Origin of the sequence: Thalassospira tepidiphila MCCC 1A03514, from assembly GCF_001662875.1 — a bacterium.
GTDB classification, from domain to species: domain Bacteria; phylum Pseudomonadota; class Alphaproteobacteria; order Rhodospirillales; family Thalassospiraceae; genus Thalassospira; species Thalassospira tepidiphila.
In genome coordinates this window covers 86,214-112,450 of the sequence record NZ_JPVZ01000012.1, presented here as the reverse complement: position 1 = coordinate 112,450, position 26,237 = coordinate 86,214, and the positions used below count along the sequence as shown (strand labels likewise).

The 26,237-nt window shown below is 55.8% G+C and carries 24 protein-coding genes; 7 read left to right on the top strand and 17 right to left on the bottom strand.

All coding sequences use genetic code 11. From position 1 onward, the window contains the following. Positions 1-314 precede the first annotated feature (314 nt). Positions 315-962, top strand: a complete 648-nt coding sequence (locus TH4_RS19045) for a methyltransferase family protein (RefSeq protein WP_209272242.1) — start codon at positions 315-317, stop codon at positions 960-962. A 100-nt stretch (positions 963-1,062) separates the two neighbouring features. Here the strand turns inward: TH4_RS19045 and ctrA are convergent, their stop codons facing one another. Further along, on the bottom strand, positions 1,063-1,758 hold the full coding sequence (gene ctrA, locus TH4_RS19040; protein ID WP_008891622.1) for a response regulator transcription factor CtrA: 696 nt from the start codon (positions 1,756-1,758) through the stop codon (positions 1,063-1,065). A 405-nt stretch (positions 1,759-2,163) separates the two neighbouring features. Here ctrA and fliI point away from each other — a divergent pair, with 405 nt between their 5' ends. Both fliI and TH4_RS19030 read left to right on the top strand, forming a co-directional pair. Beyond that, a complete protein-coding gene (fliI, locus tag TH4_RS19035; RefSeq protein WP_064782372.1) occupies positions 2,164-3,750 on the top strand; it encodes a flagellar protein export ATPase FliI in 1,587 nt (528 codons plus the stop codon). Between the two features lie 26 nt (positions 3,751-3,776). Continuing rightward, positions 3,777-4,205, top strand: a complete 429-nt coding sequence (locus TH4_RS19030) for a flagellar export protein FliJ (RefSeq protein WP_063087452.1) — start codon at positions 3,777-3,779, stop codon at positions 4,203-4,205. On the opposite strand, the gene TH4_RS19025 is transcribed toward TH4_RS19030, so the two are convergent. The 3 genes from TH4_RS19025 to TH4_RS19015 form a co-directional block, all read right to left on the bottom strand. After that, the gene (locus tag TH4_RS19025; RefSeq protein ID WP_063087454.1) at positions 4,198-4,770 is read right to left on the bottom strand and encodes a hypothetical protein; all 573 of its coding nucleotides are present in this window, start codon (positions 4,768-4,770) and stop codon (positions 4,198-4,200) included. The two genes, TH4_RS19030 and TH4_RS19025, sit on opposite strands and share 8 nt — an antisense overlap. Positions 4,771-4,888: 118 nt before the next feature. Then, positions 4,889-5,368: a YbaK/EbsC family protein gene (locus TH4_RS19020; protein ID WP_064782371.1), complete on the bottom strand. Its 480-nt coding sequence runs from the start codon at positions 5,366-5,368 to the stop codon at positions 4,889-4,891. Then, a complete protein-coding gene (locus TH4_RS19015; RefSeq protein WP_064782370.1) occupies positions 5,368-6,102 on the bottom strand; it encodes a TerC family protein in 735 nt (244 codons plus the stop codon). The genes TH4_RS19020 and TH4_RS19015 overlap by 1 nt, the downstream gene beginning before the upstream one ends. A 207-nt stretch (positions 6,103-6,309) precedes the next feature. Here TH4_RS19015 and TH4_RS19010 point away from each other — a divergent pair, with 207 nt between their 5' ends. The 4 genes from TH4_RS19010 to TH4_RS18995 all read left to right on the top strand — a co-directional run bounded on the left by TH4_RS19010 (position 6,310) and on the right by TH4_RS18995 (position 10,591). After that, on the top strand, positions 6,310-7,539 hold the full coding sequence (locus TH4_RS19010; RefSeq protein ID WP_167351238.1) for an ABC transporter substrate-binding protein: 1,230 nt from the start codon (positions 6,310-6,312) through the stop codon (positions 7,537-7,539). Between the two features lie 6 nt (positions 7,540-7,545). Then, positions 7,546-9,231, top strand: a complete 1,686-nt coding sequence (locus TH4_RS19005; RefSeq protein ID WP_064782368.1) for an ABC transporter permease — start codon at positions 7,546-7,548, stop codon at positions 9,229-9,231. 12 nt (positions 9,232-9,243) lie between these two features. Next, complete coding sequence (locus TH4_RS19000; RefSeq protein WP_064782367.1) at positions 9,244-9,894, top strand: ATP-binding cassette domain-containing protein; 651 nt, start codon at positions 9,244-9,246, stop codon at positions 9,892-9,894. Positions 9,895-10,036: 142 nt separating this feature from the next. Beyond that, the gene (locus TH4_RS18995) at positions 10,037-10,591 is read left to right on the top strand and encodes a prolyl hydroxylase family protein (protein ID WP_064782366.1); all 555 of its coding nucleotides are present in this window, start codon (positions 10,037-10,039) and stop codon (positions 10,589-10,591) included. A gap of 2 nt (positions 10,592-10,593) precedes the next feature. Here the strand turns inward: TH4_RS18995 and TH4_RS18990 are convergent, their stop codons facing one another. The 13 genes from TH4_RS18990 to TH4_RS18930 form a co-directional block, all read right to left on the bottom strand. Further along, positions 10,594-11,142: a DUF4145 domain-containing protein gene (locus tag TH4_RS18990; RefSeq protein WP_064782365.1), complete on the bottom strand. Its 549-nt coding sequence runs from the start codon at positions 11,140-11,142 to the stop codon at positions 10,594-10,596. A gap of 168 nt (positions 11,143-11,310) precedes the next feature. Beyond that, positions 11,311-11,712: a hypothetical protein gene (locus tag TH4_RS18985; RefSeq protein WP_064782364.1), complete on the bottom strand. Its 402-nt coding sequence runs from the start codon at positions 11,710-11,712 to the stop codon at positions 11,311-11,313. Positions 11,713-11,798: 86 nt separating this feature from the next. Continuing rightward, the gene (locus TH4_RS18980) at positions 11,799-13,442 is read right to left on the bottom strand and encodes a hypothetical protein (RefSeq protein WP_064782363.1); all 1,644 of its coding nucleotides are present in this window, start codon (positions 13,440-13,442) and stop codon (positions 11,799-11,801) included. 6 nt (positions 13,443-13,448) lie between these two features. Then, positions 13,449-14,237, bottom strand: a complete 789-nt coding sequence (locus TH4_RS18975; RefSeq protein ID WP_008891633.1) for a MinD/ParA family protein — start codon at positions 14,235-14,237, stop codon at positions 13,449-13,451. Further along, positions 14,234-15,214, bottom strand: a complete 981-nt coding sequence (locus TH4_RS18970) for a flagellar biosynthesis protein FlhF (RefSeq protein ID WP_063087470.1) — start codon at positions 15,212-15,214, stop codon at positions 14,234-14,236. Before TH4_RS18970 ends, TH4_RS18975 begins: the two co-directional genes overlap by 4 nt. Before the next feature lie 57 nt (positions 15,215-15,271). Then, positions 15,272-17,434 (bottom strand): flagellar biosynthesis protein FlhA, encoded by a 2,163-nt coding sequence (flhA, locus tag TH4_RS18965; protein ID WP_157097810.1) that lies wholly within the window; start codon positions 17,432-17,434, stop codon positions 15,272-15,274. Positions 17,435-17,523: 89 nt separating this feature from the next. Beyond that, complete coding sequence (locus TH4_RS18960; protein ID WP_064782362.1) at positions 17,524-19,095, bottom strand: sigma-54-dependent transcriptional regulator; 1,572 nt, start codon at positions 19,093-19,095, stop codon at positions 17,524-17,526. Positions 19,096-19,181: 86 nt separating this feature from the next. Continuing rightward, a complete protein-coding gene (locus tag TH4_RS18955; RefSeq protein ID WP_008891637.1) occupies positions 19,182-19,976 on the bottom strand; it encodes a motility protein A in 795 nt (264 codons plus the stop codon). 21 nt (positions 19,977-19,997) lie between these two features. Next, positions 19,998-20,360, bottom strand: a complete 363-nt coding sequence (gene fliN / locus TH4_RS18950; protein WP_064782361.1) for a flagellar motor switch protein FliN — start codon at positions 20,358-20,360, stop codon at positions 19,998-20,000. Beyond that, positions 20,353-21,609, bottom strand: a complete 1,257-nt coding sequence (locus tag TH4_RS18945; protein ID WP_064782360.1) for a FliH/SctL family protein — start codon at positions 21,607-21,609, stop codon at positions 20,353-20,355. The genes fliN and TH4_RS18945 overlap by 8 nt, the downstream gene beginning before the upstream one ends. A 79-nt stretch (positions 21,610-21,688) precedes the next feature. Continuing rightward, a complete protein-coding gene (gene fliF, locus TH4_RS18940; protein WP_008891640.1) occupies positions 21,689-23,290 on the bottom strand; it encodes a flagellar basal-body MS-ring/collar protein FliF in 1,602 nt (533 codons plus the stop codon). 354 nt (positions 23,291-23,644) lie between these two features. Beyond that, positions 23,645-25,390, bottom strand: a complete 1,746-nt coding sequence (locus TH4_RS18935; RefSeq protein ID WP_064782359.1) for a flagellar hook protein FlgE — start codon at positions 25,388-25,390, stop codon at positions 23,645-23,647. Between the two features lie 48 nt (positions 25,391-25,438). Continuing rightward, the gene (locus tag TH4_RS18930; RefSeq protein WP_064782358.1) at positions 25,439-26,227 is read right to left on the bottom strand and encodes a flagellar hook capping FlgD N-terminal domain-containing protein; all 789 of its coding nucleotides are present in this window, start codon (positions 26,225-26,227) and stop codon (positions 25,439-25,441) included. Between the last annotated feature and the right edge of the window lie 10 nt (positions 26,228-26,237).

Below are 26,237 nucleotides of genomic sequence, written 5' to 3'. Positions count from 1 at the left end.
CGGGATCGGGCACAACTGGCAGCGCGTTCAGCAGACCGTCAGGTTCGACTGGTACAGGTTCAACCACACGTCCGGGAACAACGGATACCACGGGTTCGACCTATCGCCGCCCGCTTGGCACCGGAACCGGTGCAGGTGCCGGTGGTACGACACAACGGCCGGGGACAGGCAGCAGCAATACAAGCGGTTCCAGCGGAACCACGCGCCCGTCCACGACCTTTGATCGGTCCCGCTTTGGCAAACCGGACGACAAAAAGTAGCTGACAGTTGGTTTCTTGCCGACTGTTCTGTTGAACTGAAAGTCGGGAAGGCCAGTGACCTCAAATCCATCAGACACGATCGCCTCACCGCGTCAGGACCTTCGCCGTGTCCAGCGCCGTCGCAAGCTTGCCATTGCAGGTATTGCGCTGTTGGTGCTGTGTGCGCTGCCGCTTATGCAGTCGCTGGCACAGGTGGAGATGTTTACCCATGAAACGGTCGAGACCGGCGGGATTGTCCTGATCCTGATGGCCATTTTCGGGCGGGCCTGGTGCACGCTCTATATCGGCGGGCGCAAGGCGCGCGATCTGACCGATACCGGCCCCTATTCCATCAGTCGCAATCCGCTTTATATGTTCAGCTTCATCGGCGCAGTCGGCATTGGCGCGCAAACCGGAAGCCTTTTGATTGCCCTGTTGTTCGGGGTGGGGGCGTTTGGTGTGTTCTTGCCGGTGATCCTGCGCGAAGAAAGGGCGCTTGAGATACTTTTTGGCGCATCCTTTGAAGATTACAAGACGCGCGTGCCGCGCTTTGGCCCCCGGTTTGGTGCCTGGCGCGATGCCGAGATCCTTGAAGTTCGCCCGCATCTTTTGTGGCGCACATTGCGCGACGGGCTGGTCTTTCTGATGGTGATCCCGATTTTCGAACTGATTGATCGGTTGCAGATCAGCGGTCTTGTTGATCCGCTTATCTATTTGCCGTGATGTGAAACGAAAAACGCCCCGGTTCATCTCCGGGGCGTTTTTCGTATAGCGGCAACTGTTGGGGCGGTATCAGGCATGCCTGATACCAAGTTCCCGAAAATCAGGCCGCAGCGCTGTTGGTGTCGGGATCGCGCAGGACATAGCCCCGGCCCCAAACCGTATGGATGTAATTGTCGCCCTTGGTCGCAGACTGGATTTTCTTGCGCAGTTTGCAGACAAAGACGTCAATGATCTTGAGTTCCGGCTCGTCCATACCGCCATAAAGGTGGTTGAGGAACATTTCCTTGGTCAGTGTCGTGCCCTTGCGCAGCGACAGCAGTTCCAGAATGCCATATTCCTTGCCGGTCAGATGCAGCGGTTTGCCATCGACATCGACGGTGCGTGCATCCAGGTTGACGTTGAGCTTACCGGTCGAAATCATCGACTGGGCATGGCCGCGTGAACGGCGAACAATTGCCTGCACACGTGCCAGAAGTTCGGTCTTCTCGAAAGGCTTGGTCAGATAATCATCTGCGCCAAAGCCAAGGCCTTTGACCTTGTCTTCGGTTTCGGTCAGACCCGACAGGATCAGGACCGGTGTTTCGACGCGTGCGTCGCGCAAACGTCTCAGGACCTCGTAGCCGTCAATATCTGGCAGCATAAGGTCCAGAAGAATAATGTCATAATCGTAAAGCTTGCCGATCTCGAGACCATCTTCCCCAAGGTCGGTAGTGTCAATCACCATGCCCTCAGACTTAAGCATCAATTCGATGCTGTCAGCATAGGTGTTGTCATCCTCAACAAGCAGCACCCGCATGTCTCTGCTCCGTTACCGTGTTCCGCAATAAGTCCGTGTTGATCCGGTAGATCGACAAGCGCCCCAACGATTGCCGGCCTTTGGGAAATTTTCCCCATTCGGTTAACGATACGTTGCTTTGCGACTCGTGGCAAGCAGGCGAGTCGCAACTTGTTAACTTTTTTTCGTTCAAAGAAGCGACTCGGGGACGGAACGCAAGTTTTCCCAACGGTTTGCGGTGTTAATTCCAAAAGCCTTATGCAACGAAAAAAAATCGATTTAATCGTCTACACGGCTTTTTAATACCGATTATGACTATATATTTGGTACGACGCGGTACGATTTGCCACCCCTGTTACCGTTCGGAGGGGCAAATTTCCGTGTTACAAGAGTTGTTTGTACCATTTTCGCTGAAAAGAACCGCCCGTGTTTCAGATTGGCCGCAATATCGTCGCAGAACTCCGCCGTATTCCTGACTATCGCGTGGTTGGCCGGGTGACAGCCGTTTTGGGCCTTCTGGTCGAGATTGGCGGTGTCGAGGGTGCGTTGTCGGTTGGCGACCGGTGCAAGGTCAAACGCCGCGATGGTAAAACCGTGATTTGCGAGGTTGTCGGTTTTCGCAACGAACGCGCCCTTTTGATGCCGTTTGGCATTCTGGACGGTATCGGGATCGGCTGCGAAGTCGAACTTGGCGATACCCAACCGCAAGTCTATCCCGATGAAAGTTGGTTGGGCCGTGTGGTCAATGCCTTTGGCGAGCCGGTTGATGGCAAAGGCCCGCTGTCTGAGGGCAACCGCCCGTATCCGATCCGCAACATGCCACCATCGGCCCATTCGCGCCAGCGCGTTGCGGGCAAGATCGACCTTGGTGTGCGGGCGATGAACACGTTTCTGACCTGCTGTCGCGGACAACGTATGGGCATCTTTGCCGGGTCGGGTGTTGGTAAATCAAGTTTGCTATCGATGATGACGCGCCATACGACATCGGATGTGTCGGTGGTGGGGCTGATTGGCGAACGTGGCCGTGAAGCGCGCGAATTCATCGAAGATGATCTGGGCGAGGAAGGCCTGCGTCGTTCGGTCGTCGTCGTGGCGACATCGGATGAACCACCGCTGATGCGCCGCCAGGCGGCCTATATGACCATGGCGCTTTCGGAATATTTCCGCGATGTCGGGCGCGATGTCTTGTGCATGATGGATTCCGTGACCCGCTTTGCCATGGCGCAACGTGAAATCAGCCTGTCCGTTGGCGAGCCGCCGGCATCAAAGGGCTATACGCCGACTGTGTTTGCCGAATTGCCGCGTCTTTTGGAACGTGCCGGTCCCGGCGGGCCGGGGCAGGGATCGATCACCGGGCTGTTTACAGTTCTGGTTGATGGCGATGATCATAACGAACCGATTTCGGACGCGGTGCGCGGTATTCTGGATGGCCACGTGGTGCTGGACCGTGCGATTGCGGAGCAGGGCCGTTATCCGGCAATCAATATCCTGCGCAGTGTGTCGCGTACCATGCCGGGCTGTAATAACGAGGAAGAAAACCAGATCGTTGCCCGCGCGCGCCAGCTTCTGGCGACCTACGATGACATGGCGGAGCTGATCCGTCTTGGCGCCTATCGCAAGGGCACCGATCCCAAGGTCGACGAAGCCATTCATTACTTCCCGCTGATCGAGGAATTCCTTAAACAGCGCAAGACGGAATGCACGCGCCTCAATGAGGGATATCTGGAATTGGCCCGGCGTCTCGATATGCTGGCCGAGCAACCCGAACAGCCTGCCCCTGCCCAAGGACAACCGGGTGGACAGGCGCGGCAAGCGGGAAGCGCCAATCCGCAACAGCCCGCAGGAGGGCCGGAAATGCCGGCACCCCGCCCGGCACCGCCGCCGTCAATCGGGCCCAAGATCAATCGTGGGCCAAAGGTGAGTAGTCGGTCACAACGTGACGGGCAGGACCTGAACGCGGCCAAGCGTGCGCTGAGCGAAGGCGGCAACGACGGATCGGGGAATGGATCGTAATGATCGTGGACCCTAGAGGGTAACCCATGGCCAAGGATTTCAAAACACTGGTGCGCATGCGCAAATGGGCGCTTGATGAAAAGCAGCGCCAATTGGGCGAAATGCTTGGCGTGTTGGGTAATCTTGAGGCGGAAAAAGAAGCCCTCGAACAGGCTGTGCTGGCCGAACAAAAGATCGCGGCCGAAAATCCGGAACTTGCCGGGTTTGCCTATGGCGGGTTTGCCACCGCGGTGATCGCCGAGCGTGAGGCAATCGAAAAAATGATTGCCGAACAGGAAGAAAAGATCGACGTCTTTCGCGATGAAGTTGCTGACGCCTTCAAGGAATTTAAAACTGCCGAAATTGCCGAACGTAATCGGCTTGAGGCCGAACGCGCCGAAGAAGACAAGAAAGAACAAGACGAACTTGACGAAATCGGCATGCGTTCGGCCACGCGCGATGACGGGCTTATTTAAGCGCTACGTTCTCGCCTGACATTTCAGGCGAAACGGCGATGACGCGTTCAATGAAGGCGGCGATATTGTTCTTTGCAGACCCTTCGTTTGCCAGTCGCAGACGCTGGATCGCAAACGGAGAATCGCCAAAGGTCGCGGTATGGGTTGCGGGAATTTCTTCACTGAAAACAGTTTTATCGCTGTCCTTTTCGATGATTTCGTAACGCACACGGGTTTTGACCGTCAGGTCCAGGCCAAACAGGGGCTGGTCAACCTCAAGCAACGTGACACGCAAACGATATGGCGCGTTGTCATCAAGCTTTGCCAACAGCTGCGCGTTTTCGAGTGATGCGATCAAAGCCTTTTCAAAAGCCTGACTGCTGATTTCAGACGTCCACATCGGATTGGTTTCTTCGCCGCCATCGACCGATTTCACGACAATGCTGTCTTTGAAAGCCGAATTTTGCGTCGCGGCAGTGTCGATGCCTTCGGTCACCACCATGTTCTGGAACTCGGCCGGTGATGCGCAGGCGCTCAAAAGTGCCAAGCCCAGAATTGCTGCAGCTTTTTGAATGGCGGTCTTCATCTGTTTGATACTCCAGTAGAAATCAGAAACTCGGTCCGATTCAGGAATATCTTTTAAGATTGTTTTTGTGAATAGAAAACAATCTGAAATAGAGAAGATTTAAACTGCGTTGGCGTTTTCAGACAGCAATATTAACGCCGGTTTCGATGCCCGTTACGCGCTTGAGGTCGCTTGTTTTAAGCTCAAACACTGTTTTCGGCGTCCCGGCGGCAAGCCAGATAGATTTCTTTGCCAGAAGCTTTTTATCGATCAGCGTTTCCACGGGCTTGGCGTGGCCAAAGGGTGGAACGCCGCCAATGGCGTAGCCTGTATGTTCGCGGACTTCGGCTGCATCGGCCTTGCGGACGGATAAACGCAGCAGGGCGGCGACCTTGTCGAGATCGACCTGATCGGCACCATTTATGATGATCAGGACCGGGCGGGATGCCTCGGTCATGAAGACCAGTGATTTTCCGATGTCGCTGATATCGCAACCAATGGCGTTTGCGGCGTCGGCGGCTGTGCGTGTGCCTTCGGGAAACTCAAATACGTCGACGTTTTCAAGTTCGCGTTCCATGAAGGCGTTTGCCAGACATAGCGGCGGATCAACTTTTTTCATCAGCCATTCTCTTGCGCACGACGTTTGAGTTTACGTTTGTGGTTCAGAAGATTGAGCGTCTCGACCGACAGGCTAAAGGCCATTGCAAAATAGATGTAGCCTTTCGGCACGTGTATTTCGACCCCGTCAAGCAGCAACACAAACCCTACCAGAATAAGGAATGATAGCGCTAACATTTTGACAGAGGGATTTTGTTCGACAAAGTCGCCAATGGTCTTGGCCGCCATCAGCATCACCAGAACCGATGCGATGACCGCGATCACCATGATCGAAATATGATCGACCAGACCAACCGCTGTGATGACGCTATCGAGCGAGAAAATCATATCAAGCAACATGATCTGCACGATGGTCATGGCAAAGCTCGACATGATTTTGCCCGGGCCGTGTTCTTCAGGCTCGTCAATGGTGTGATGAATTTCCTTGGACGCCTTGGCAATCAGGAACAGACCACCAAAAATAAGGATCATGTCGCGGCCGCTGATTTCCTGACCGAAGGCTGAGAAAAGTGGCGAAGTCAATTGCATGACCCACGCGATACCCGCCAAAAGCCCAAGCCGCATGCCCATTGCCGCCAAAAGACCAATGCGGCGTGCCGATGCCTGTTGGTTTTGCGGAAGTTTCGAGACAATCACCGACAGGAAAACGATGTTGTCGATGCCCAGCACAATTTCCAGCGCGGTCAGGGTGGCAAGGCCCATCCACATGTTGGGATCACTCATCCATTCAAACATCGAAAACTTCCTAAACAGGGGCGCAAAAAGCGAACAACTTGTTGCAGACAAAGTGTGTTTGATAGGCCCCTAACGCAAGCGTGAATTGATTTTATGTGCCGTCTGTTGAAAAACTGACAGGAACAAAACCAATCAACCAGTCACACCCGGCATGCGGGAAGGGCTTTGGGTCATCAGGTAAAAGGATTGTCCGAGATGCGATCAAAAATGCGCACTTTCGTTTCTGCTTTGGCGCTGGCAGTTGGGCTTGCGACGGCGACGTTGTCGACGCCTGCCTTTGCAGACCCGGCGCCGGATGTCGGAAACTGGCAATCGGTCCTTGATCAGGCCCGTGGCCAGACCGTTTATTGGCATGCATGGGGCGGGGAGCCGCGCATTAATGATTACATCGCCTGGGCCGGTGAACAGGTGCGCGAACGCTATGGCGTTGAGGTCGTTCAGGTCAAACTGACCGATACTGCCGATGCCGTTACCCGTGTTCTGTCGGAAAAGACCGCCGGTGTTGATGATGGTGGTGCCGTCGACATGATCTGGATTAACGGCGAAAACTTTGCCGCGATGAAGCGCAATGATCTTTTGTTCGGGCCATGGGCAGAACAGACGCCAAACTTTGCCTATGTCGATGTCGAAGGCAAACCAACCGTGATCAATGATTTCACGGTTCCCACCGACGGGCTTGAAGCCCCATGGGGCATGGCGCAGGTCAGTTTCTATTACGATACCGCCAAGCTTGATAGCGTCCCGAAATCCGCCCAGCAATTGCTGGAATGGCTGGTGAAACATCCGGGCCGCTTTACCTATCCGCAGCCGCCAAACTATATGGGCTCGACCTTCCTTAAACAGATCCTGACTGAACTGGTCGAAGACCCAAAAGTTTTGCAACAGCCCGCCGATGAAGCCGATGCCGAGGCAACCCTAGCACCGCTTTGGGGGTATCTTGAGGACTTGCAGCCGCTTCTGTGGCGCGATGGTCAGGCCTATCCGCAGAACGGGGCATCGATGCGCACCCTTTTGGCCGATAACGAGGTCGATATCGCCTTTTCGTTCAGTTCTGGCGAAGTGTCATCCGCGATCGAGGCGTTCGAGCTTCCCGATACCGTGCGGTCCTATGTGTTTGAGAACGGCACCCTTGGCAATACCAACTTCGTCGCCATCCCCTATAACGCATCGGCCAAGGCAGGCGCGGTTGTACTGGCCGATTTCCTGATGTCGCCCGAAGCGCAATTGCGCAAGCAGGACCCGAAATATTGGGGCGCGGATACGGTTCTGGCGATGGATAAACTTCCCCAAGACATGCAGGAAGCGTTTGCCAATCTTGATCTTGGCATCGCATCGCTTGCACCCTCTGAGCGCGGCACCGTCTTGCCGGAACCGCATCCAAGCTGGATGTCGCTTGTCGAAACAGAATGGCAGAAGCGTTACGGCGTTGTGCAATAATCGCGCATGCTGCGATTTATCCCGATCCTGACGATTGTTCTGATGATTGGCCCGGTTTCTGCCGGGCTGATCGGGACGATCTTGCCTGCGTTCGGGATATTACCCGCCCTTGGGGGCACGACGCCCAGCCTTGAACCGTGGCAGGCTTTGGTGGCGCAGCCGGGCTTGGGCGCCTCGATCCGGCTTTCATTGGTTAATGGATTGATCGCAACCTTTGTCTCGGTTGCGATTGTCATGCTGTTTTGTGCCGCGTGGCAGGGCACACGCACATTTCACGCCCTGCAACGGATACTCTCGCCGATCCTGTCGGTACCGCATGCGACAGCGGCGTTTGGTTTGGCATTTTTGATTGCGCCATCGGGCTGGTTTGTTCGGGTGGTGGCGCAATTTACCGGATGGGATCGGCCCCCCGATGTTGCGATCATCCATGACCCTTGGGGCATCGCCCTGATTGCCGGACTGGTTGCCAAGGAAATCCCGTTTCTTTTTCTGATGACGCTTTCAGCCTTGCCACAGGCGGATACGGCTCGCACGGCACAGGTCACGGCAAGTCTTGGCTATGGCAGGATTGCCGGATGGTTCAAGGCAACATTGCCACGCATCTATCCGCAAATCCGTTTGCCGGTTCTGGCGGTTCTGGCCTATTCGACGTCGGTTGTTGATGTGGCCATCATTCTGGCCCCGACAACGCCGGCACCGCTTGCGGTACGCATTCTGGGATGGTTGTCCGATCCCGATCTTGCCTTGCGGTTCATGGCATCAAGTGCAGCCGTGCTGCAATTGCTGATCGTGATCGCGGCCATGGCAATCTGGATCGCGGGTGAGCGGCTTGTTGCTGTGATTGGTGCGCGTTGGGCTGTTGATGGCAACCGGTTCAAGCAAGATGGCGCTGTGCGTGGGGTGTCGGCGGTGATGGCACTGGTGGCGGCTGGGACGGTGGTTCTTGGGCTTGTGGTCTTGCTGGTCTGGAGTGTTGCCGGGTTCTGGGCGTTTCCCGATCTTTTGCCGCGTGGCTTTTCATTGCGTCTCTGGGCGCGGGAACTTGATGCGATTGGCAATAGCCTGACCACCACCCTTCTGATCGGTATTCCGGCGGTTGTGATTGCCGTAACACTGGTTCTGGCCTGTCTTGAGAACGAAGTGCGCACCGGCAAGCCGGCCGGGCGGCGGGCGATGTTTTTGATTTACTTGCCGCTTCTGGTGCCGCAAATCAGTTTCATGTTTGGTTTGCAGGTATTCTTTAGCCTGCTTGGGCTGGAACGCACCTTGGTCTCGGTCGTTCTCGGGCATCTGGTGTTTGTTGCGCCCTATGTGTTTCTGTCCCTGTCGGAACCGTTTCGTGCCCTTGATCCGCGCTATGGGCAAACGGCCCTTTGTCTTGGCGCGTCGCCCGCGCGGGTGTTTTGGCTGGTGCGTTTGCCGCTATTGACCCGTGCGGTTTTAACCGCCGCCGCCGTCGGGCTTGCCGTCACGGTCGGGCAATATTTGCCAACACTTCTGATCGGGGCAGGGCGCTTTGCCACCGTCACGACCGAGGCGGTTGCCTTGGCATCGGGCGGGGATCGTCGGATGATCGGGATTTATGGCCTGTTTCAGATGGTTTTACCGTTTGCCGGGTTTGCCCTGGCCTTGCTGATCCCGGCGGTTTTATTCCGTCACCGGCGCGGCATGGGTGCGCAGAACAAAGGATGATAAGGATGATACATGCCTGAAGCAGCCAAAAACGGTCTGGAATTGCGTGATGTGCGGGTGTGCCTTGACGGGCGCGAACTGGTTGCGGTCGATCTGACCATTGCGCCGGGCGAGATCGTGACCCTGATGGGGCCCAGCGGATCGGGGAAATCGAGTTTGCTTGGGCATATCTGTGGCACCTTGCCCGATGCGTTCGAGGTGACCGGTCAGGTGGTTCTTGATGGCAGGGTGCTTGATGGGCTGGCACCACAAGACCGCCATGTCGGCATTCTGTTTCAGGATGACTTGCTGTTTCCCCATCTTTCGGTGGGCGGCAATCTGGCCTTTGCCCTGCCCGCGCATATCAAGGGGCGTGCGGCCCGGCGTGCGCGGGTTGAGGCAGCCCTTGGCAGCGCCGAGATGGACGGGTTCTATGATCGTGATCCGGCAACGCTATCAGGCGGGCAGCGCGCGCGGGTGGCCCTGATGCGGGTTCTGTTGTCAGAACCTTGTGCCTTGTTGCTTGATGAGCCATTTTCAAAACTCGATAGTGGCCTTCGGTCCCAGATCAGGTCCTTTGTATTTGATTTGTGCCGCAAGAACAGTCTGCCGACCCTGATGGTAACCCATGACCCTGAAGACGGTGCAGCCGCCGGTGGGCGGGTGATTGAACTGCGTGGCTAGATACACGAACATGGATCGATGACATGTTTTGAATTTTCTGGTATCGCGCGATGATTGGTCTTAAGAGCATCTTGTCGCAAAGAATAATCTTGGGCCCCAGACGTTAAATCAAAAGGCCCGTGCGGCCTGGAGAGTGTCGTAAATGTTCCCTGAAGAAATGTTTGCAATTGTCCCGGATGCGCTTGATCCGGCGACCTGTGACCGCCTGATCAATGGATTTGCCCACGAGATGGATGAGGGTGGCCTCGTACAGGGGCAGGCAGCGACCCATATTCGCCGATCCAAAATCACCTGGTTTAACGAAGAACAGGAACCGGTTGTTTGTCGGCGCATTGTCGATCTGGTTGCCGATGTCAATCGCAACGTCTTTGACTTTTCCCTGACAGAGTTTGCCGAGGATGCCCAGATTGCCTGCTATGCCGGGGATTTGCGCGGCCATTATGACTGGCATAGTGATGTAGGCGCATCAGACGTTGCGCGCCGTCGAAAACTGACCATGGTGATCCAGCTTTCCGAACCCGATCAGTATGAAGGCGGACAATTGCAGCTTAACCCGGCCGGGCATTTTATCGATGCACCGATGGCGCGGGGATCCGCGATCTTCTTTCCGAGCTTTGTTTTGCACCGCGTTGCACCGACCACGGCGGGTCTTCGCTATTCCCTGACCCAGTGGGTGCACGGGAACCCGTTCCGTTGAATTCAGGCTTTTCCTCTAGCAGGGATTGCATTTTCTAGTTCTTCAAGCGCTTTAGCCCTGTCATTATCATTCTCGATATTTACTACTGCCTTAACTAAGAAAAGTTCCAGTATTTCGAGTAAGAGGCGTATTTGATTATCGGAGGGAGACCAGCCCCGGTGGGCTGCCGCATTTCCTGCTTGTACTAGAATATTTATTTCTTTGACAGCCGCGTCCGCGATAGCTCCACTCTCACCAAGAATTTTAATTTTTTGAGCAAAGCTTAGGTTTTGATCAATTCCCAAAATGTCAGAAGCTATATCAAAGCAGGTCCGGATTCCGATAGTTACTAGAATAAGCGAATTCGTATTTAAACAGTTGTACACTTCGCGAAGTACTGTTCGTAAGTCTATATGTTTATCAGTATCTAGCAGGTCGTTTACCCACTCAGGAGGTTCCCACTTTTGAGGTTTGGGAAAATAATCTTTAGTTTCGTTGTGGATGTAGTCTTCTTGTCCGTCGGGTAGGGGGACAACGTAGAAGTCATCCTCTTGGCTATAGCAGGTTTCCACAAAAGCTCTCTCACAGACTAAACATGTGAGAGTTCTCCAATCAGTTCGCCAAGCTAAAATCTCATCGCCACCAATTTCTGGATGCTCACATTCAATCCGACACGGATGTACTGCTTTGCAATGAGGGCAAGTTGCTTTGTATATCTCGTTCAAAGTTTATCTTACTCTCTAGTAACGTTCCAGACGATCCAAAAGGCGCGGGTTGCCCCATTTGGGCTGACGGTCTTCAAGGGCGGTTTCGTGGTGGAAGACCTGATCGTTATCAGCTGTCTGTTTGCCCAGGCGCAGGCTGATCCAGCGCGGCACCAGTTCGTTGTTGAAATCATCCATCAACAGAACGGCGGCGGCTTCGAAATTCTCAAACTCGATACTGGCGATCTCCGCATAATATTCCGCGAGATTGCTGGTTTTAAGGATCAGGCGGTCCGGCACATAACGCAGCGTCAGGCGGGCTGGAAAGACATCCTTGGCACCGGTCAGATTGCTTTGCAGGGTAACGACATAATCAATCCTTGTGCCCGGGTTCGGCTCTGTCTGGATCAGATTACGGCGCTGATAAATCTCAAGCATGGCTTCCAACCGTTGTCATAAGAGGTAAATTCAAGGATACGTCCGCGCCCAAGGCAGGAAAAGCATTCATTTCAGAATGATGATGCTTATGCTTCGATCCCGTGATGGGAATGCGGGTCCTTGCCATCGGGAACCGGGGCAATTTCGACAAAACGCGACCCATCCTGAAACAGGATATGGCCGGTGTAACCGGCAATTTGAAGAGCCTCGCGGAAGATGCCGCGAATGTCATCGCGGTTATGGGATTGTAGCGCGTTTTCGGTGCGGACAATCAGATCAAACTTGCTATCCTCGCCCTTCACAAGGCCATCCAGCTGGGTGTGGCCTACCACACTGAAAGACAGATCCAGCAAGAAACGCGTGCCCTGATCATCGGGTTTGTCGGGATCATTTTCACGATCACCATGCCGCCAGCCCAATTGAAGCTGTTCGATCTTGTCGCCCATATTGAACGGCATCGCCATCACGCGCCAGCCATCCGGACGTTCTTCGGTTGCCATCGCGCGCAGCTGGGCAAAATCACCTTCAAGCCGTTTAAGCCCGCCACCGTCTGTATCGGATAGTGTGGCCAGGCTGGTCGCGGCGCGATCGCCGAGCCAGCCACGCAAACTGCCGCCTTGGCCTGTCATGGCGGCAAAGAAGAACATCATGGTGGTGGTCAGTTTGGGGCCCGCTTGGGGAATGTTGTTTAGCATGCTGAGTGCTGCACCGGGATCATGTTGCTGAAGGGCGCTAACCGCCCTGTGCAGACTGTCCCAGTCATGGGTAAGGGCGGCGGCCTGACCGCGCGCGATCAATTGTGCCTCGGTCATCGGGGCGGATGTCGATACCTTGGCACCGCCCGATGGATCAACGTTAAATGACAGGGTTGCGCCCGTGGGCGCGGGAACCGGCAATTTGATGCCGACAATCCCGGCAGAGGTGCGAAGGGCTGTGAAACCCTGCGGCAGCAGGCGGGCCTCAGCACTGTCAGGGGGCAAGACTGTCCCGGTCAGCATCAAGGTACCAGCTGGGGCCTGCCCAGCGGCTGTTTGTGCGGCAATGGTTGGTCCCATTCCGGCAGCCATACCACCCGTGCCGGCGCCACCTGCCATACCCGCCGAACCAGCAGAACCGGCTTGGGCCGCGGATGCCATGGCATTGGCGGCCTGCTGTGCGGTTACCGTGCCCTGACCCAGGAATATGACCTGTGTCTGGCTTCCGGCGGGCAACTGGGTGCCATTGGGCATGGTCAGGATGGATGTCGTCACCGCGCCAAATGTCTGGCCGGGTGTCAGGCTGCTGCCAGCGATACTTCCGTTGGCAAGGGCACCGGTCACCCCGGATCCCCCCGGTGAAAGGGTTTGCGGCAAAAGTTGCAGGCGCATGCCATCGGCAGGGGTGCCGCCCGTTGCGGATTGGCCGGTGCCGGGATTGGTTGTCGGAATGCGGGCCCACAGAAGATCGCCGAGATTGCTTGGAAGCGGGGTGGGGATCCTGACCGTGACCGAACCAAGGGCGGTGGCAAGGGTCAGTTGATTGCCCGATTGTGATTGAACCGATGCCTGCAACAACGTTTCGACCGGGAGCTTTGCCAGTGCGGCAGCGACCTGTTGCGGGGTGGCGGTTGTGACGGTTGCATTGATTTGTGCCGGAACCGAACCCTGATTGGCCTGCCCGGCAGTACCACCCGCCGAAGCATGTCCACCGACGGCAGGGCCGGGCGATATTGCTTGTGGCGGGAGCGTCATGACAACCTACTCCTCAAGAAGGGTTTGGGCGATTGCCTCTATATCCTGGGCGGCATCGCAGTTCGGATGACGGGTCAAAAGTGGCGTCTGGTTGCGAATGCATTCCGATACCTTGGAATCCGCACGAATAACGCCAAGCAAAGGCGGCGAAATCTTCAAGAAGCCCTCGCACGCCTTGAGAAGCTTGTTATAGATCGCCTGACCTTCTTTCTTGTCCTTGGCCATATTGACCACCACCCGGATATCGGTTTTCGGGCGGGCCATATGGGTGATCTTGATAAAGGCATAGGCGTCGGTCAAAGAGGTCGGGTCGCCGTTGGTAATCACAATCACCGTATTGGCAAGGCCGGTCATCTGACGCACGCCCTGATCAACACCGGCACCAAGATCGATCAATACCTTATCATATTCCTTGCCGGTCTGGAGCAATTCGTCCGACAGCGCCTGAAGCCGGGTGGCCGGCAGGTTGGCAAGGCTGCCCGATCCGCTGCGCCCGGCAATGATATCAAAATCACCATCGGGGAAGTGGGTGACTGCATCTTTCAGGCTGATCCGCCCGGCAATCACGCCGCCCAGATCATATTTCGGCATCAGGCCAAGCTGAATGTCGATGTTGGCGAGGCCAAGGTCACCGTCAAACAAAAGGGTCTTGTGGCCTTCGAGAACCATCGCATGGGTCAGGGTAATGGAAAACCAGGTCTTGCCAACGCCGCCTTTGCCAGATGCAACTGCAAGGACATTGCGGCCTTTGGCCCGCGGGGCAGATTTGGGTGATGCATCAGACTTGGTAGTCATTTCACGACCTCGGAGAAGCTCGGTTTCGCGGTATCAGCGCGATGGGACGGTATCAGAAGTTTTGCCAAGGCAAGGGGACTAAGGGCGGTGAGGCCGTCCGCAACCTGGGCTGTCATACTGACATTACAAAGGGAAAGATTTCCTGAATCGGCTCCATATAGCGCACCGCCAAGTCGGGCGGCAACATCAAGTCGCGAGATCACGACACGTGTTGCGCCACCATCGGCAAAGGCATTGGCAATGTCAGCCGCCTCGTAGGCATCAATCCCCGCAGGGTTCACCAGCACCGGTTCACTCGGCACCGCTTTCATGAATTCACGAAGCGTGCCAATTTCGGTTTCAAGATAGGGGTTGCAGCTTGCCGTATCGATCAGGATGACATCGGCTTCGCGGATTTCGCCAAAGCGCGCCTTGAGATCGTCCGGTGATTTCGCCGCAAGCAGATCAATCTTGAGAATTCGCGTAAAGGCCTCAAGCTGTGCCATGCCACCGGCACGTTTGTAATCGGTTGAAAGAACAGCAACTTTGCGTTTTTTCATCACTGCACGTGCCGCGGTTTTGGCAACCGCCAGTGTTTTACCTGATCCGGGCGGGCCAACGAAGGCCAGCGCGCGCGGCGTATTCTTTTCCGGCAGGGGCGAGAAATCAAAGATTTCATCAAGCGCACCGGCCAGCAATTGTTGCTCGGATGCAGCAGCCGTTTCGCGCCCCATCAGATCGCACAGGCGAATACGAAGCCGTTCCGGCAAATTATGCCGCGTCAGGGCGGCTTCAACCGCATCAAGCTGTTCCTGAAGGGCAGGGGCCGGACCGTCGTCATCGCCATAGTCGGGATCACGATCAAGGGCGGCCGTCAGGCGCACGCCACTGCCGGGGATATCCTGTGTGGATACGATGATGGCATCAGTGCCCATGTGCTCTTTAACGAGCCCCATCGCCTCGGTCATGGTGGGGGCGGTGAAGGTCTTAAGACGCATTCAGTTCCCCCCGGTTTGTCATGTCCGCAAGCAGGGCGGTTTGGTTGATCATGCGCATCAGACCTGCCCCAGCGTTTTCAGCTGTGCCTTGGGGTGGATTTCGTTTTGCGACATCACCACGGTGCTCGGGCGGAAACGCTCAACGATGGATCGAACATATGGCCGGATGCCCGGGCTGGTCAGAAGGACCGGGCTTTCGCCCATCATGCCAAGGCGCTCGAACGTGGTTCTGACCTTGTTGATGAATTCCTGAAGCTGGCTTGGCGGAATGGAAAGCTGCTTTTCCTCGCCCTGACCAACAAGGCTTTCGGCAAAGATCTGTTCCCACTGCGGCGACATGGTGACCAGCGGAATGACGCCGTCCTGATTGGTATTCACATCCGACAACTGACGCGCCAGTCGTGACCGGACATGTTCGGTCATGAAGGTCGGGTTGCGGGTAAAGGCAGTTGATTCGGCAATGCCTTCAAGGATGGTCGGCAGGTCGCGGATGGAAACGCGTTCGGTCAAAAGGTTCTGCAATACGCGCTGAACACCGCCGACGGAAACCTGACCGGGAACGATGTCCTCGACCAGTTTTTTCTGATCTTCATCAAGTTCATCAAGCAGCTTTTGCGTTTCGGCATAAGACAGCAGTTCGGGCATGTGATCCTTGATCACTTCGGTGATGTGCGTCGTGATCACGGTTTGCGGATCAACCACCGTATAGCCACGGAACATTGCCTCTTCCTTCATGCCCTGTTCGATCCACATGGCCGGCAGGTTGAAGGTTGGCTCCATCGTCTTTTCGCCCGACAGGGTAATTTCCTCGCCGCGCGGATCCATCACCAGCAACATGTTCGGGCGCAGATCACCACGGCCTGCCTCGATCTCCTTGACGCGGAGCACATAGGTGTTGGCGGGCAGTTGCATGTTGTCCTGAATGCGCACCGACGGCATGACAAAGCCCATGTCACCGGCAAGCTGGCGACGCAGTGCCTTGATCTGATCGGTCAGTTTCTGGCCACGTTCGGTACTGATCAGCGACAGCAAGCCATAGCCAAGTTCAAGACGCACATAGTCCATGCGCAACGCATTGGCGATGGGTTCTTCTGGCGGTGGGCCAGCGGCATCGGCCGCGGCCTGGGTTTCTTTCATCTGTTCCTGAACGACGGCTTCTTTCTGGCGCTTGCCCATGTAGTACGCGAGATACCCCAACCCGATCGCCAATCCAAGGAACCAGATCATCGGAATGCCCGGCAGAAGGGACATGCCCGCCATCAGGGCGGCAGCAACGCCAAGGGCCGCCGGATAATTACTGACCTGCCCGAAAACGGCCTTTTCGGTTGCGCCATCAAGACCACCCTTGGTGACCAGAAGGCCTGCTGCGGTCGAAACGATCAGGGCCGGGATCTGGGACACCAGACCATCGCCGACGGTCAGGATCGTGTAAGTCTCGGTGGCCTCGGCAAGGGAAAGGCCCATCTGGGCGGTGCCGATGATGATGCCGCCGATCACGTTGATAAACGTAATCAGAATACCGGCAACCGCGTCGCCACGGACAAACTTCGATGCACCATCCATCGACCCGAAGAAGGAACTTTCATCTTCCAGTTCCTTACGGCGGGCCTTTGCCTGTTCTTCATTGATCAGACCTGATGACAGGTCGGCGTCAATCGCCATCTGTTTGCCGGGCATCGCATCAAGGGTAAAGCGTGCCGCGACCTCGGCAATACGGCCGGAACCCTTGGTGATGACGACAAAGTTGATGATGACAAGGATGGCAAAGACGATAATCCCGATGACGAAATTGCCCGAAATCAGGAAGCTGCCAAAGGCCTCGATCACGGCACCGGCGGCATGAGTACCTTCGTGACCATAGCCAAGGATCAGTCGGGTTGTCGCAATGTTCAGCGCAAGTCTGAGCGACGTCGCCACCAGCAGGATTGTCGGGAAAGAGTTGAATTCAAGCGGCTTCTGGATGAACAGCGATGTCATCAGGATCAGCACAGAGAAGCTGATCGAAAGCGCCAGCATGAAATCAAGCAGCCAGGGCGGCATCGGGAACATCATGACCACAAGGATCATGATAAAGCCGAGCGCCATGGCGATATCGCCACGTTTCATGGCCGAAGCGACACGCGACTGAATGGCGCCGAGATTTAACCCGCCCGGCGCACCGCCGCCGGGGCCGTCAGAGCCGCCGGAACCAGTCGGTGTGATGTCTTGACCTTCGGCCATTGTCTTTGCTTGTTATCCTGTTGCTTGCTCGATGTTCGTTGCGCCTTTACCTGCCTTGAAGATGGGGACAGCGCGCCGAAATTTCATGTTCAGTCGTGACCGTCGCCCGGGGCCGGGACAGCAAGTCCTTCGTCGGTATACTGGCGCAGTTTGTTGCGCAGGGTCCGAATGGAAATGCCCAGAATGTTGGCCGCATGGGTGCGGTTGCCAAAGCAATGCTTGAGCGTATCAATGATCAGATCACGTTCGACATCAGCAACAGTACGCCCGACAAGTGCCGAGGTCACAGAACCGTTTCCAGCAGTACTGTCATCGGACGCGCCGTCATCGCCGCTGTCTGCGTCATCATCCCCAGAAGGGGCCTCATGCGCCGGTGCGGATGGGGTAGATGGTGCAGGAGCCGGTGCGCTGGGTTGATAGGCCGATGATGCCGCGCCATAGGCGGCATTTGCACTGGCATAGGCCGAGCTGGCGCGTGCTGTCGTAGACGGGGCCGGTGCAGACGCAGATGGTGCAGGGGCCTGCGATACTGGGGCTGCGGCTGCCGGGGCGGGTGCGCTGCTTTCGCCAGACAGCATGATGGCTTCTGGCCCGATTTCATCGGGACCGGCGATCAGAACCGCACGGTGCATGGTATTTTCAAGTTCGCGGACATTGCCCCGCCAATGGTGAGACAGCAGGCGCTGGATCGCAAGCGGGCTGATCGGGCGGACCGGAACGTCATTGGCATCAGAGTATTTTTTGACAAAGAACTCGGCCAGAACCGGGATGTCATCGGGACGTTCGCGCAGTGACGGGATGTCGAGATTGACGACGTTCAGGCGGAAATACAAATCCTCGCGGAAGTTGCCGGCGTTGACTTCGGCCTCAAGATTGCGGTTCGAGGTCGCAAGAATTCGGACATCGACCTTGACCGGGCTTTTGCCGCCAAGCCGGTCAATTTCCTTTTCCTGAATGGCACGCAGAAGCTTGGCCTGAAGGCGCACATCCATTTCACTGATTTCATCAAGCAAAAGGGTACCGCCATTGGCTTCTTCGAACTTGCCGATACGTCTTGCCTGGGCACCGGTAAAGGCACCCTTTTCATGGCCAAACAGTTCGGATTCCAGAAGGTTGTCGGGGATGGCTGCACAGTTGACCGCAACGAACGGCTTGTCCGAACGGTTGGACTTGCGGTGCACATAGCGCGAAATGATTTCCTTACCGGTGCCGCTTTCGCCGGTGATCAGGATGGATGCCGAACTGTTGGCCACCTGACTTGCCAGTCGGAGTGTCTCGGCCATGCGCGCATCGCGATGAATCAGCGCGTGGCTTTCTTCGGTGACGGCTTCGAAAATTGCGGCAATCAGATCGGCTTCTGGGGGCAGGGGGATGAATTCCTGGGCACCTGCCTTAATCGCATTGACCGCACCATTGACGTCATTGCCGATGCCACACGCGACCACCGGGGTCGTGATGCGCTCAGCAACCATGCCCTCAATCAGGGCGGCGACATCAAGGGTGATATCCGCCATAACCAGATCAATCCGGTTGCCCGCCCGCAGGATGTTAAGCGCAGTCGTGACACTTTCGGCCAACTGGACCGATGCGCCGCGCGCCATTGCGATCTTGCTGGCTGCGCCTATCTGTCCGCCCAGTCCACCAACGATCAGTACCTGCATCGTATCATCTCTTTCCGATCAGTTTCGGGGACCCGGCGCATCACAAGAGCGTTGATGCGCCAGAACCACCATATTCACATTCACGATCAATCGAAGTAGCTGACGCGTTTTGACGGCGGCAGGATCGAGTTGATCAGCATTTCCAGACGACGGGGGTTTTCCTGTCGACCGATGGAAACAGCACCAACCATATAGACCGAATTCAAGAGTTCCTCGTCGCTGGAGTTGCGTTCAAGCTTCCCGGCAAGCGGCATGAACACCATGTTGGCCAGAACCGCGCCATAGAAGGTCGTCAAAAGCGCAACAGCCATCGACGGACCAATCGATGACGGATCATCAAGGTTGCCCAGCATCTGCACCAGACCGATCAGCGTCCCGATCAGGCCCATTGCCGGTGCCACATCACCGGCCTTTTTCATGATGTTCGCACCTTTCTGGTGGCGGCCGATGGTGGCATTCATGTCCTTGCGCATGATGGCTTCGACTTCCTCGGGCGGGGTGCCGTCAACGACAAGCGACAAGCCTTTCCAGAGATATTCTTCGCTTTGCAGGCTATCAAGATGCCCCTGAAGGGACAGAACACCGCCTTTGCGGGCGATTTCGGCAAGCTGAAGAATTTGAAGTGCCGCATCCGCCGGATTGCGCGATTTGTGGAAAATCGTGCGCATTAGCACTTTGCCAGAGCCGAGAAACTCGCCCAGCGCAAAGCTGACAGCCGTGATGGCTGCTGTACCGCCGATAACAATCAGGACAGAGGGGATATCGATAAACGCACCCGGCGATCCACCAAAGATGATTGCAGCAATCACCAACGCAAAGCCAATGGCCAGTCCCCCGACTGTCGCAATGTCAAACGACGTTTTAGTCCCCCCTTCGGCCATAGTCGGATATCCTCTCTTACGTTAGCTTTTCTCGGATTTGATGATTTCCGTCATGGTCACACCAAGCCGGTCTTCCACGACCACCACCTCGCCGCGCGCGACGAGACGGTTGTTCACATAGATATCAATAGCTTCACCAACTTTACGGTCAAGCTCTACCACTGCACCACGATCAAGTTTCAGCAATTGGCTGACTTGCATGGTTGCTTTGCCAAGAACTGCCGAAACCTGAACGGGAATATCGTACACGGCTTCGAGATCCTTGGAAGTCTTCATCTGCTCGCTGCCGGCTTCGGCCGCAGCAAGAAGTTCGGTCCCTTCGCCCTCGAGTTCGATGTTATCGTCGTCGAGCTCCGAGAGTTCCAGATCGTCATCATCAGCCATTTTCGTCTCCTGCGTCTTTGGTCGGTTGCTTCACAGCAGCCGTTTTATCGGCTGTGGTCGTCGGGTCTTCCTGCGCAGCCGTCTGTTCGGTTTCCGGGCCGGAATTACCAGGCTGTGCAGGGCCTTGCGCTGTCGCCGTTGTCTGGTCTTTTTGTGGTTCAGGCTTGTTTTCCGCCTGATCTGTAATGTCTGGTTCCGGTGTCGGCTGTGGCGGCGGTGTCGTGTCCGTTTCCGGTCCGTGTATCGCGCCATCGGTGGTTGCCGATTCAGCCTTCGTATCTTCTTGCAATGTTTGCATATTCCGCGCCGCGGTGCCATCGCCTTCTTGCGTATCAGAGCCGGGCTCAGCAGGTTCTGCGGAGGATGGCATCTCGGGTGTGATCTGATTTACGGTTTCGACCTGATCCGGTGCCGGTCCGCTTGGCTGAACCGGTGCAGAAGGCTGTGCCGGGGCTTTCGCCTCGGGGGCGAGGCGGCTTTCCTGAATTTCGGGATCGCCCATATCGCTTTCGGGCAGATCATGGTCGTTGGCATGCAGGGTCAGAGCATTGTCGATGATGGCGTTGATTTCCGACCATATCCGGGTACTGTCGCGAACCGCCGTGCCATCGCCCCAGGATACCTGACAATCACCCATTGCGACGTCGGGTTCGCCAACCACAACAACCTTGCCGGAAAAGCCACGAGAGTCTGCAATGCGCTGGGCTGCTGCACCGACTTCTGTTTCAAGGTCGGGATTGACCTTGATCATGACTTTCGGGGCTTCAAACAGGTTGGCAAGACATTGGCGCACGATGTCTTCGATTTCGGTCATCTGGTATTGTTTCGACCAGGCCGGGGCCAGCTTGCGAATGACACCAAGAGCAACATGAATAGCGTCTTCGTTGATTTTGGCGTTGGCGCGCTTCTGCTGCTCGTCAATCTGGGCGAGCTTTTCGGCGATTTCGGATTCCACATCGCCAACCGCCTTTTCAAGCGACGCCATGATTTGCTGATGGGCTTCGTCAAAGCCCTGTTTGTGACCTTCGGCAAAACCCTGTTCGTGGCCGCGCTTTTCGGCATCGGCGACCATTTGTGCACCCTGTTCCTCTGTATAGACAGGCGGCGGGGGCGGCGGGGCTTCCTCTTCTTTCTTTTTCTTCTTTTTCGTGCCCAGTTCGTAGTGCTCATCCTCTTTGCCTGCCGAACGGATTACGTTGTCGGCATCGTCGAAGCTGAGTGAGAATGTGAACTTTTCAATGGCCGTCATATCGAACTGCTAAAACGCCTTGAGCAACAAAAGGAAGGCAGCCCTGCGGCTGCCAGTGAGCCGATAACTGTCAGGAGAATTAGCTCTCCTGATACAGCCAGTTGCGAATGATCGAGAGAGCTTCTTCCGGGTGTTTCTCCACGATCTCGCCAATCTTCTTGACCGAGGATGCTTTCACGCGACCTTCAACCTGCGACAGGTTGATCAGTTCTTCGCCGTCATCCATGCCAGGTGCCATCGGAACGGGTGCCGGACCTTCAAGGGCCGGCGTGCCATCGGCGGTCATATCATCGGCGAGAAGCTGACGCTGTGCCATATCCGCCGCACTCGGCAGAGTTTCGAACGCACGGGTCAGAAGCGGGCGTACCACCAGCAGGATGACGAGGATGGCAACAATCGCCAGCACCAGCATCTCGGCGATGCGGAAGATCTCAGCCTTGTCGAGGCCAAGGAAGGTCTCGATCTCTTCATCCGGGAACAGGTCGGCAGTATCAGCGAACTGCATGTTGATGACTTCGACCTGATCGCTGCGCTGCGGGTCATAGCCGATGGCACTGCGCACGAGTGCTGCGATCTTTTCAAGGTCTTCCGGGGAGCGTTCCTGATACAGGCGCTCGCCATTTTCATCAGTGGTATAGGTGCCATCAACAAGGACGGCTACCGTCACACGTGAAATCTCGCCGATTTCCTTGATCTGTGTGGTGGTTGTTTTGGAAATCTCGTAATTGACCGTTTCTTCGGTGCGGCTTTCCTGACTTTGGGTTCCTGCACCGTTGGCGGCATCAAAATTGGCATCCGGCAGATTGTTCTGCAGTGTTACCGGATCTGTGCCCTCGGTCTCGGAATTGGTCGCGTTTTCTTCAATCGTCTGGCTGGAACGAATGACGCGCTCGTCCGGATTAAACCGCTCATTGGCGGTCGTGATCTTGTTGAAGTCCATTTCGACCGAGACTTCGGCGCGGACTTCGCCGTAACCAAGGGAGCGCGACAGAAGATCTTCGATGGTATTGCGCAGGCGGCTTTCGGTGCGAATGCGCATTTCATCGGCGGTCTGGGTCAGGAATGTCGACGACTGTTGTTCGCCATCACCACGCGCAAGCAACCGGCCGCGTTCATCAATGATCGATACCTTGCCTGGATCAAGCTGGGGCACCGCAGCAGCCACAAGATGCTGGATGGCAACAACCTGTTCGGGTTTCAGTTCGCCACCGGCCATCTTGACCGCGATAGAGGCACTGGCTTCCTGGGTTTCACGTGAGAACATCTGACGTTTTGGCAGAACCAGATGAACACGTGCCTGCTGGATCGCCTGAATGGATGCGATCGTGCGGGCCAGCTCGCCTTCAAGGGCACGAACATGGTTGATGTTCTGTTCGAAACTGGTGGCGCCAAAGCCGTCGGAATTGTCAAATACTTCGTACCCGACAGAGCCGCCGGTCGGCAGGCCGCTTTCGGCCATGGTCAGACGCATGCGGTTGACCTGATCGGCCGGCACAAGAATTTCGGTACCGTTGTTCAGCAACTGGTACTGAACCTGCTGGTCTTCGAGGCGATTTACGATCTGGCTGGCGTCTGCCGGATCCAGATCGCGATAGAGCAGTTCCATGTTCGGGGCTGAAACACGCATGATCAGGAATGCAAAGAAGACAAGCAACAACACGCCCACGCCACTGATAGCCATCAGCCGCGTTGGTCCCAGACCCTTGAGTGTTTGTAACAAGCCGCCCACGTTCGACTGCTCCGAAACGAAAATTTACCACTGTCCCCATGCGGATCGATCCGTGCGGAATACGACCAGCATTAACAACGAATAGTTCTCCATGCTGAAGAACAGGTTAACAACCGGCAATTTTTGCCCAGTCATCGGATTCAAATTTATCAGTGATTTGAATCGCTTGGATATTTAATGACCGAATTGTTCTGTCCTTAATGTAGTGAGTCAATCGGGCAAAAAGAAGCCCGGCAATTGTGCCGGGCGAGTCTCTATTGGTGCAATATGTTTCAGGGCGGGCTAACGCCCTGAAACAGATGTCAATTACCGTTTGATACGGATCAGCTCGTCGAGCATTTCATCGGTCGTGGTGATCGTCTTGGTGTTCGCGGAGTAGGCGCGCTGGGTAACGATCATGTTGGTGAATTCCTCACCAAGATCGACGTTGGACCCTTCCAGTGCCGATGCCACAACGTTACCGGCACCGTTCAGACCTGGTTCACGCAGCAGGTAATCACCCGACTCACGTGTCTGGCGATAAACGTTACCAGTGTGGTTTTCCATTTCATCAGGGGCCTCGAACGTTGCGATTGCCAGCTTATAGACCGGGCGTTTCACACCGTTTGCGAATTCCACCTGCAGGAAGCCTTCCTCGGTGAAGGCATAGTTCACCATGGTCCCCGCCTGCGCACCGTTCTGGTTGATGAAGTGGGTGGTGTATTCGACAAGGTTACCGTTCGCATCCGAACCGGCGGCGAACTGGGTAATGCCGTTGCCAAGGCCGATGGTACCGAAATCAAGGGTGAATTCGCTGGTGTCGGAACCATTGGTCCATTCAGCCGAGATATCAGTGTCGACCAGACTGCCGTTTACACCGACGGTTGTGGCACCGATGGTCGCCTGAACACCCGTAAAGCTCTGAAGGTTACCAGAACCGTCGAATGTGATCGTGCCAGCCTGGATCAAACCGTTCGGATGGTCAGTGGTATCAAGTTCACCGGAGGTGGTGTTACCGATAAGTTCGAAGCCCCAACGGTTCTGACCCAGTTTGACAACTTGAAGGTTCACAGTGTGTGCCGAACCAAGGGAGTCGTAGATGGTAACCGGCATCGAGTTGTCTTCGGCAACTGTTCCGGTTGCAAGGTTACCTGCGGTATAGGTCGGCGCGAGGGTGCCTGGAACACCAGGAACCGTAATGCCCGTTGCACTAAATGGTGTGCCGGTGACGTTGGCAAAGGTCACTCCTTGATCTGCAAAAGCAGCTGTGAGTGTCAATGTGTCGTTCGTGCCAGTTGTGGTGGTGCTGGCATTGATACCAGTCACCGCACTGATGGCAGTTGCCAGATCTTCGAGCGTATCACCCGTATTGATGGTGATGGTCGTCGTTGTGCCGTTGTGTGTGATGCTGAACTGGTCGCCGTTGTTGATGCCGGCAAGCGTCGTCAGATCGGTCGTATCATAATCGAGGCCCGTGGTGGTCGAGGTTGCCGTGCCACCGGTAACAGCCGTTTCGTCCGAGTTCAGGTTGGCACCGAATTCGATGTTGGTGGTCGATGCAGCTGCCGTCAGGATCGAGTTGATATCAAGGACCTGAAGATCGGTGACAGCCGAACTGTTTGAAGTAGTTGCGTTACCGTTCGCATCAAGAAGGCCACCTTCACGGTCAGTCGCCCAACCCTGAACATAGTAGCCTGCGGTGTTGCGCAGATAGCCGTCATCATCCGGCTTGAAGTCGCCAGCACGAGTGAAGAACAGTTCGTCATTGGTACCCGGCGATGCAGTACCGCGAACGATGAAGAAGCCATCGCCAGAAATGGCTGCTGCCGTGGTTGACGAGGTGGCCTGCAAAAGACCCTGCTTGCTAATCAGTGCGGTCGGATGGAACCGAACGCCACCAGGCGTGTAGCGGGTATCTGTGGCAGATTCAGTTACAAGGGTCGAGAAACGACCGATGGTTCCCTTGTAACCGATCGTGTTTAGGTTCGAGATGTTGTCCGAGATGACGCCCAGGTTCTGAGACTGGGCATTCAGGCCGGAAACACCGGAAATCATTGCACCAAAAAGGCTCATTTTTCTTCTCCTGTTTCACAGGGTGTTGATCAAATCCGGATGAATGCCCTAGGCGGCTTCTTCCTGCTGTTCAGATCCGGAGTTATCCCCGGTATTATCAGTATTATCGGTATTGTCAGTGCCAGTATCGGTGCTGTTCGCGCCCAACTTGACGTTGGTGAGCGTCGAGAACGGCACAGAGACATCGCCAAGACGGAGATAGATGTCTGTATCGTCGATATCGACACTGTCGACAGTACCGATGATCCCAATCGCGACAGAGGCGGGTCTGCCCTTGTCATCCTTGAAGGTGTCACCGTTTGCGGCGATCGGTTGAACAACCAGCGTGTAGGCACCTGCGTCCTGTTCAACACCGTTGTTGTTTTTGCCATCCCAGGTAAAGGTCTGGAGGCCAGAAACATCGGTGAGTTCTTCGGAGTAGATCGTTTTGCCGCTCTGATCCTGAATTTGCAGTTTCATACGGGGAACTTCCGGCGCGACATTGTATTTGTAGGTGAGCTCTTCGCCTTCGTCGCGCCAGTTGGTGTCACCAACTGCCTCGATCTGCGCACCGACATAAGACAGCGCAGAGAGCTGACGCTGCTGCCCCTGCATTGCGAGCAGGTCTTCGAGGTTCTTGTTACTCTGAATGCCTTGCTCAACCTGGGCGAACTGGCTCAACTGGTCGGTGAATTTGTCACTTTCCATCGGCGAGGTCGGATCCTGATTCTTGAGCTGCGTGGTCAGCAGGGTCAGAAACGTATCGAAGTTTTGCGCTAGCTGACTGGCAGAGCTGCTTGAACCGGCATTGGTGTTGGTCTGAGAGAGGCCAACGTTTGTCAGGGATGAAACGGTCATAGGATGTGCC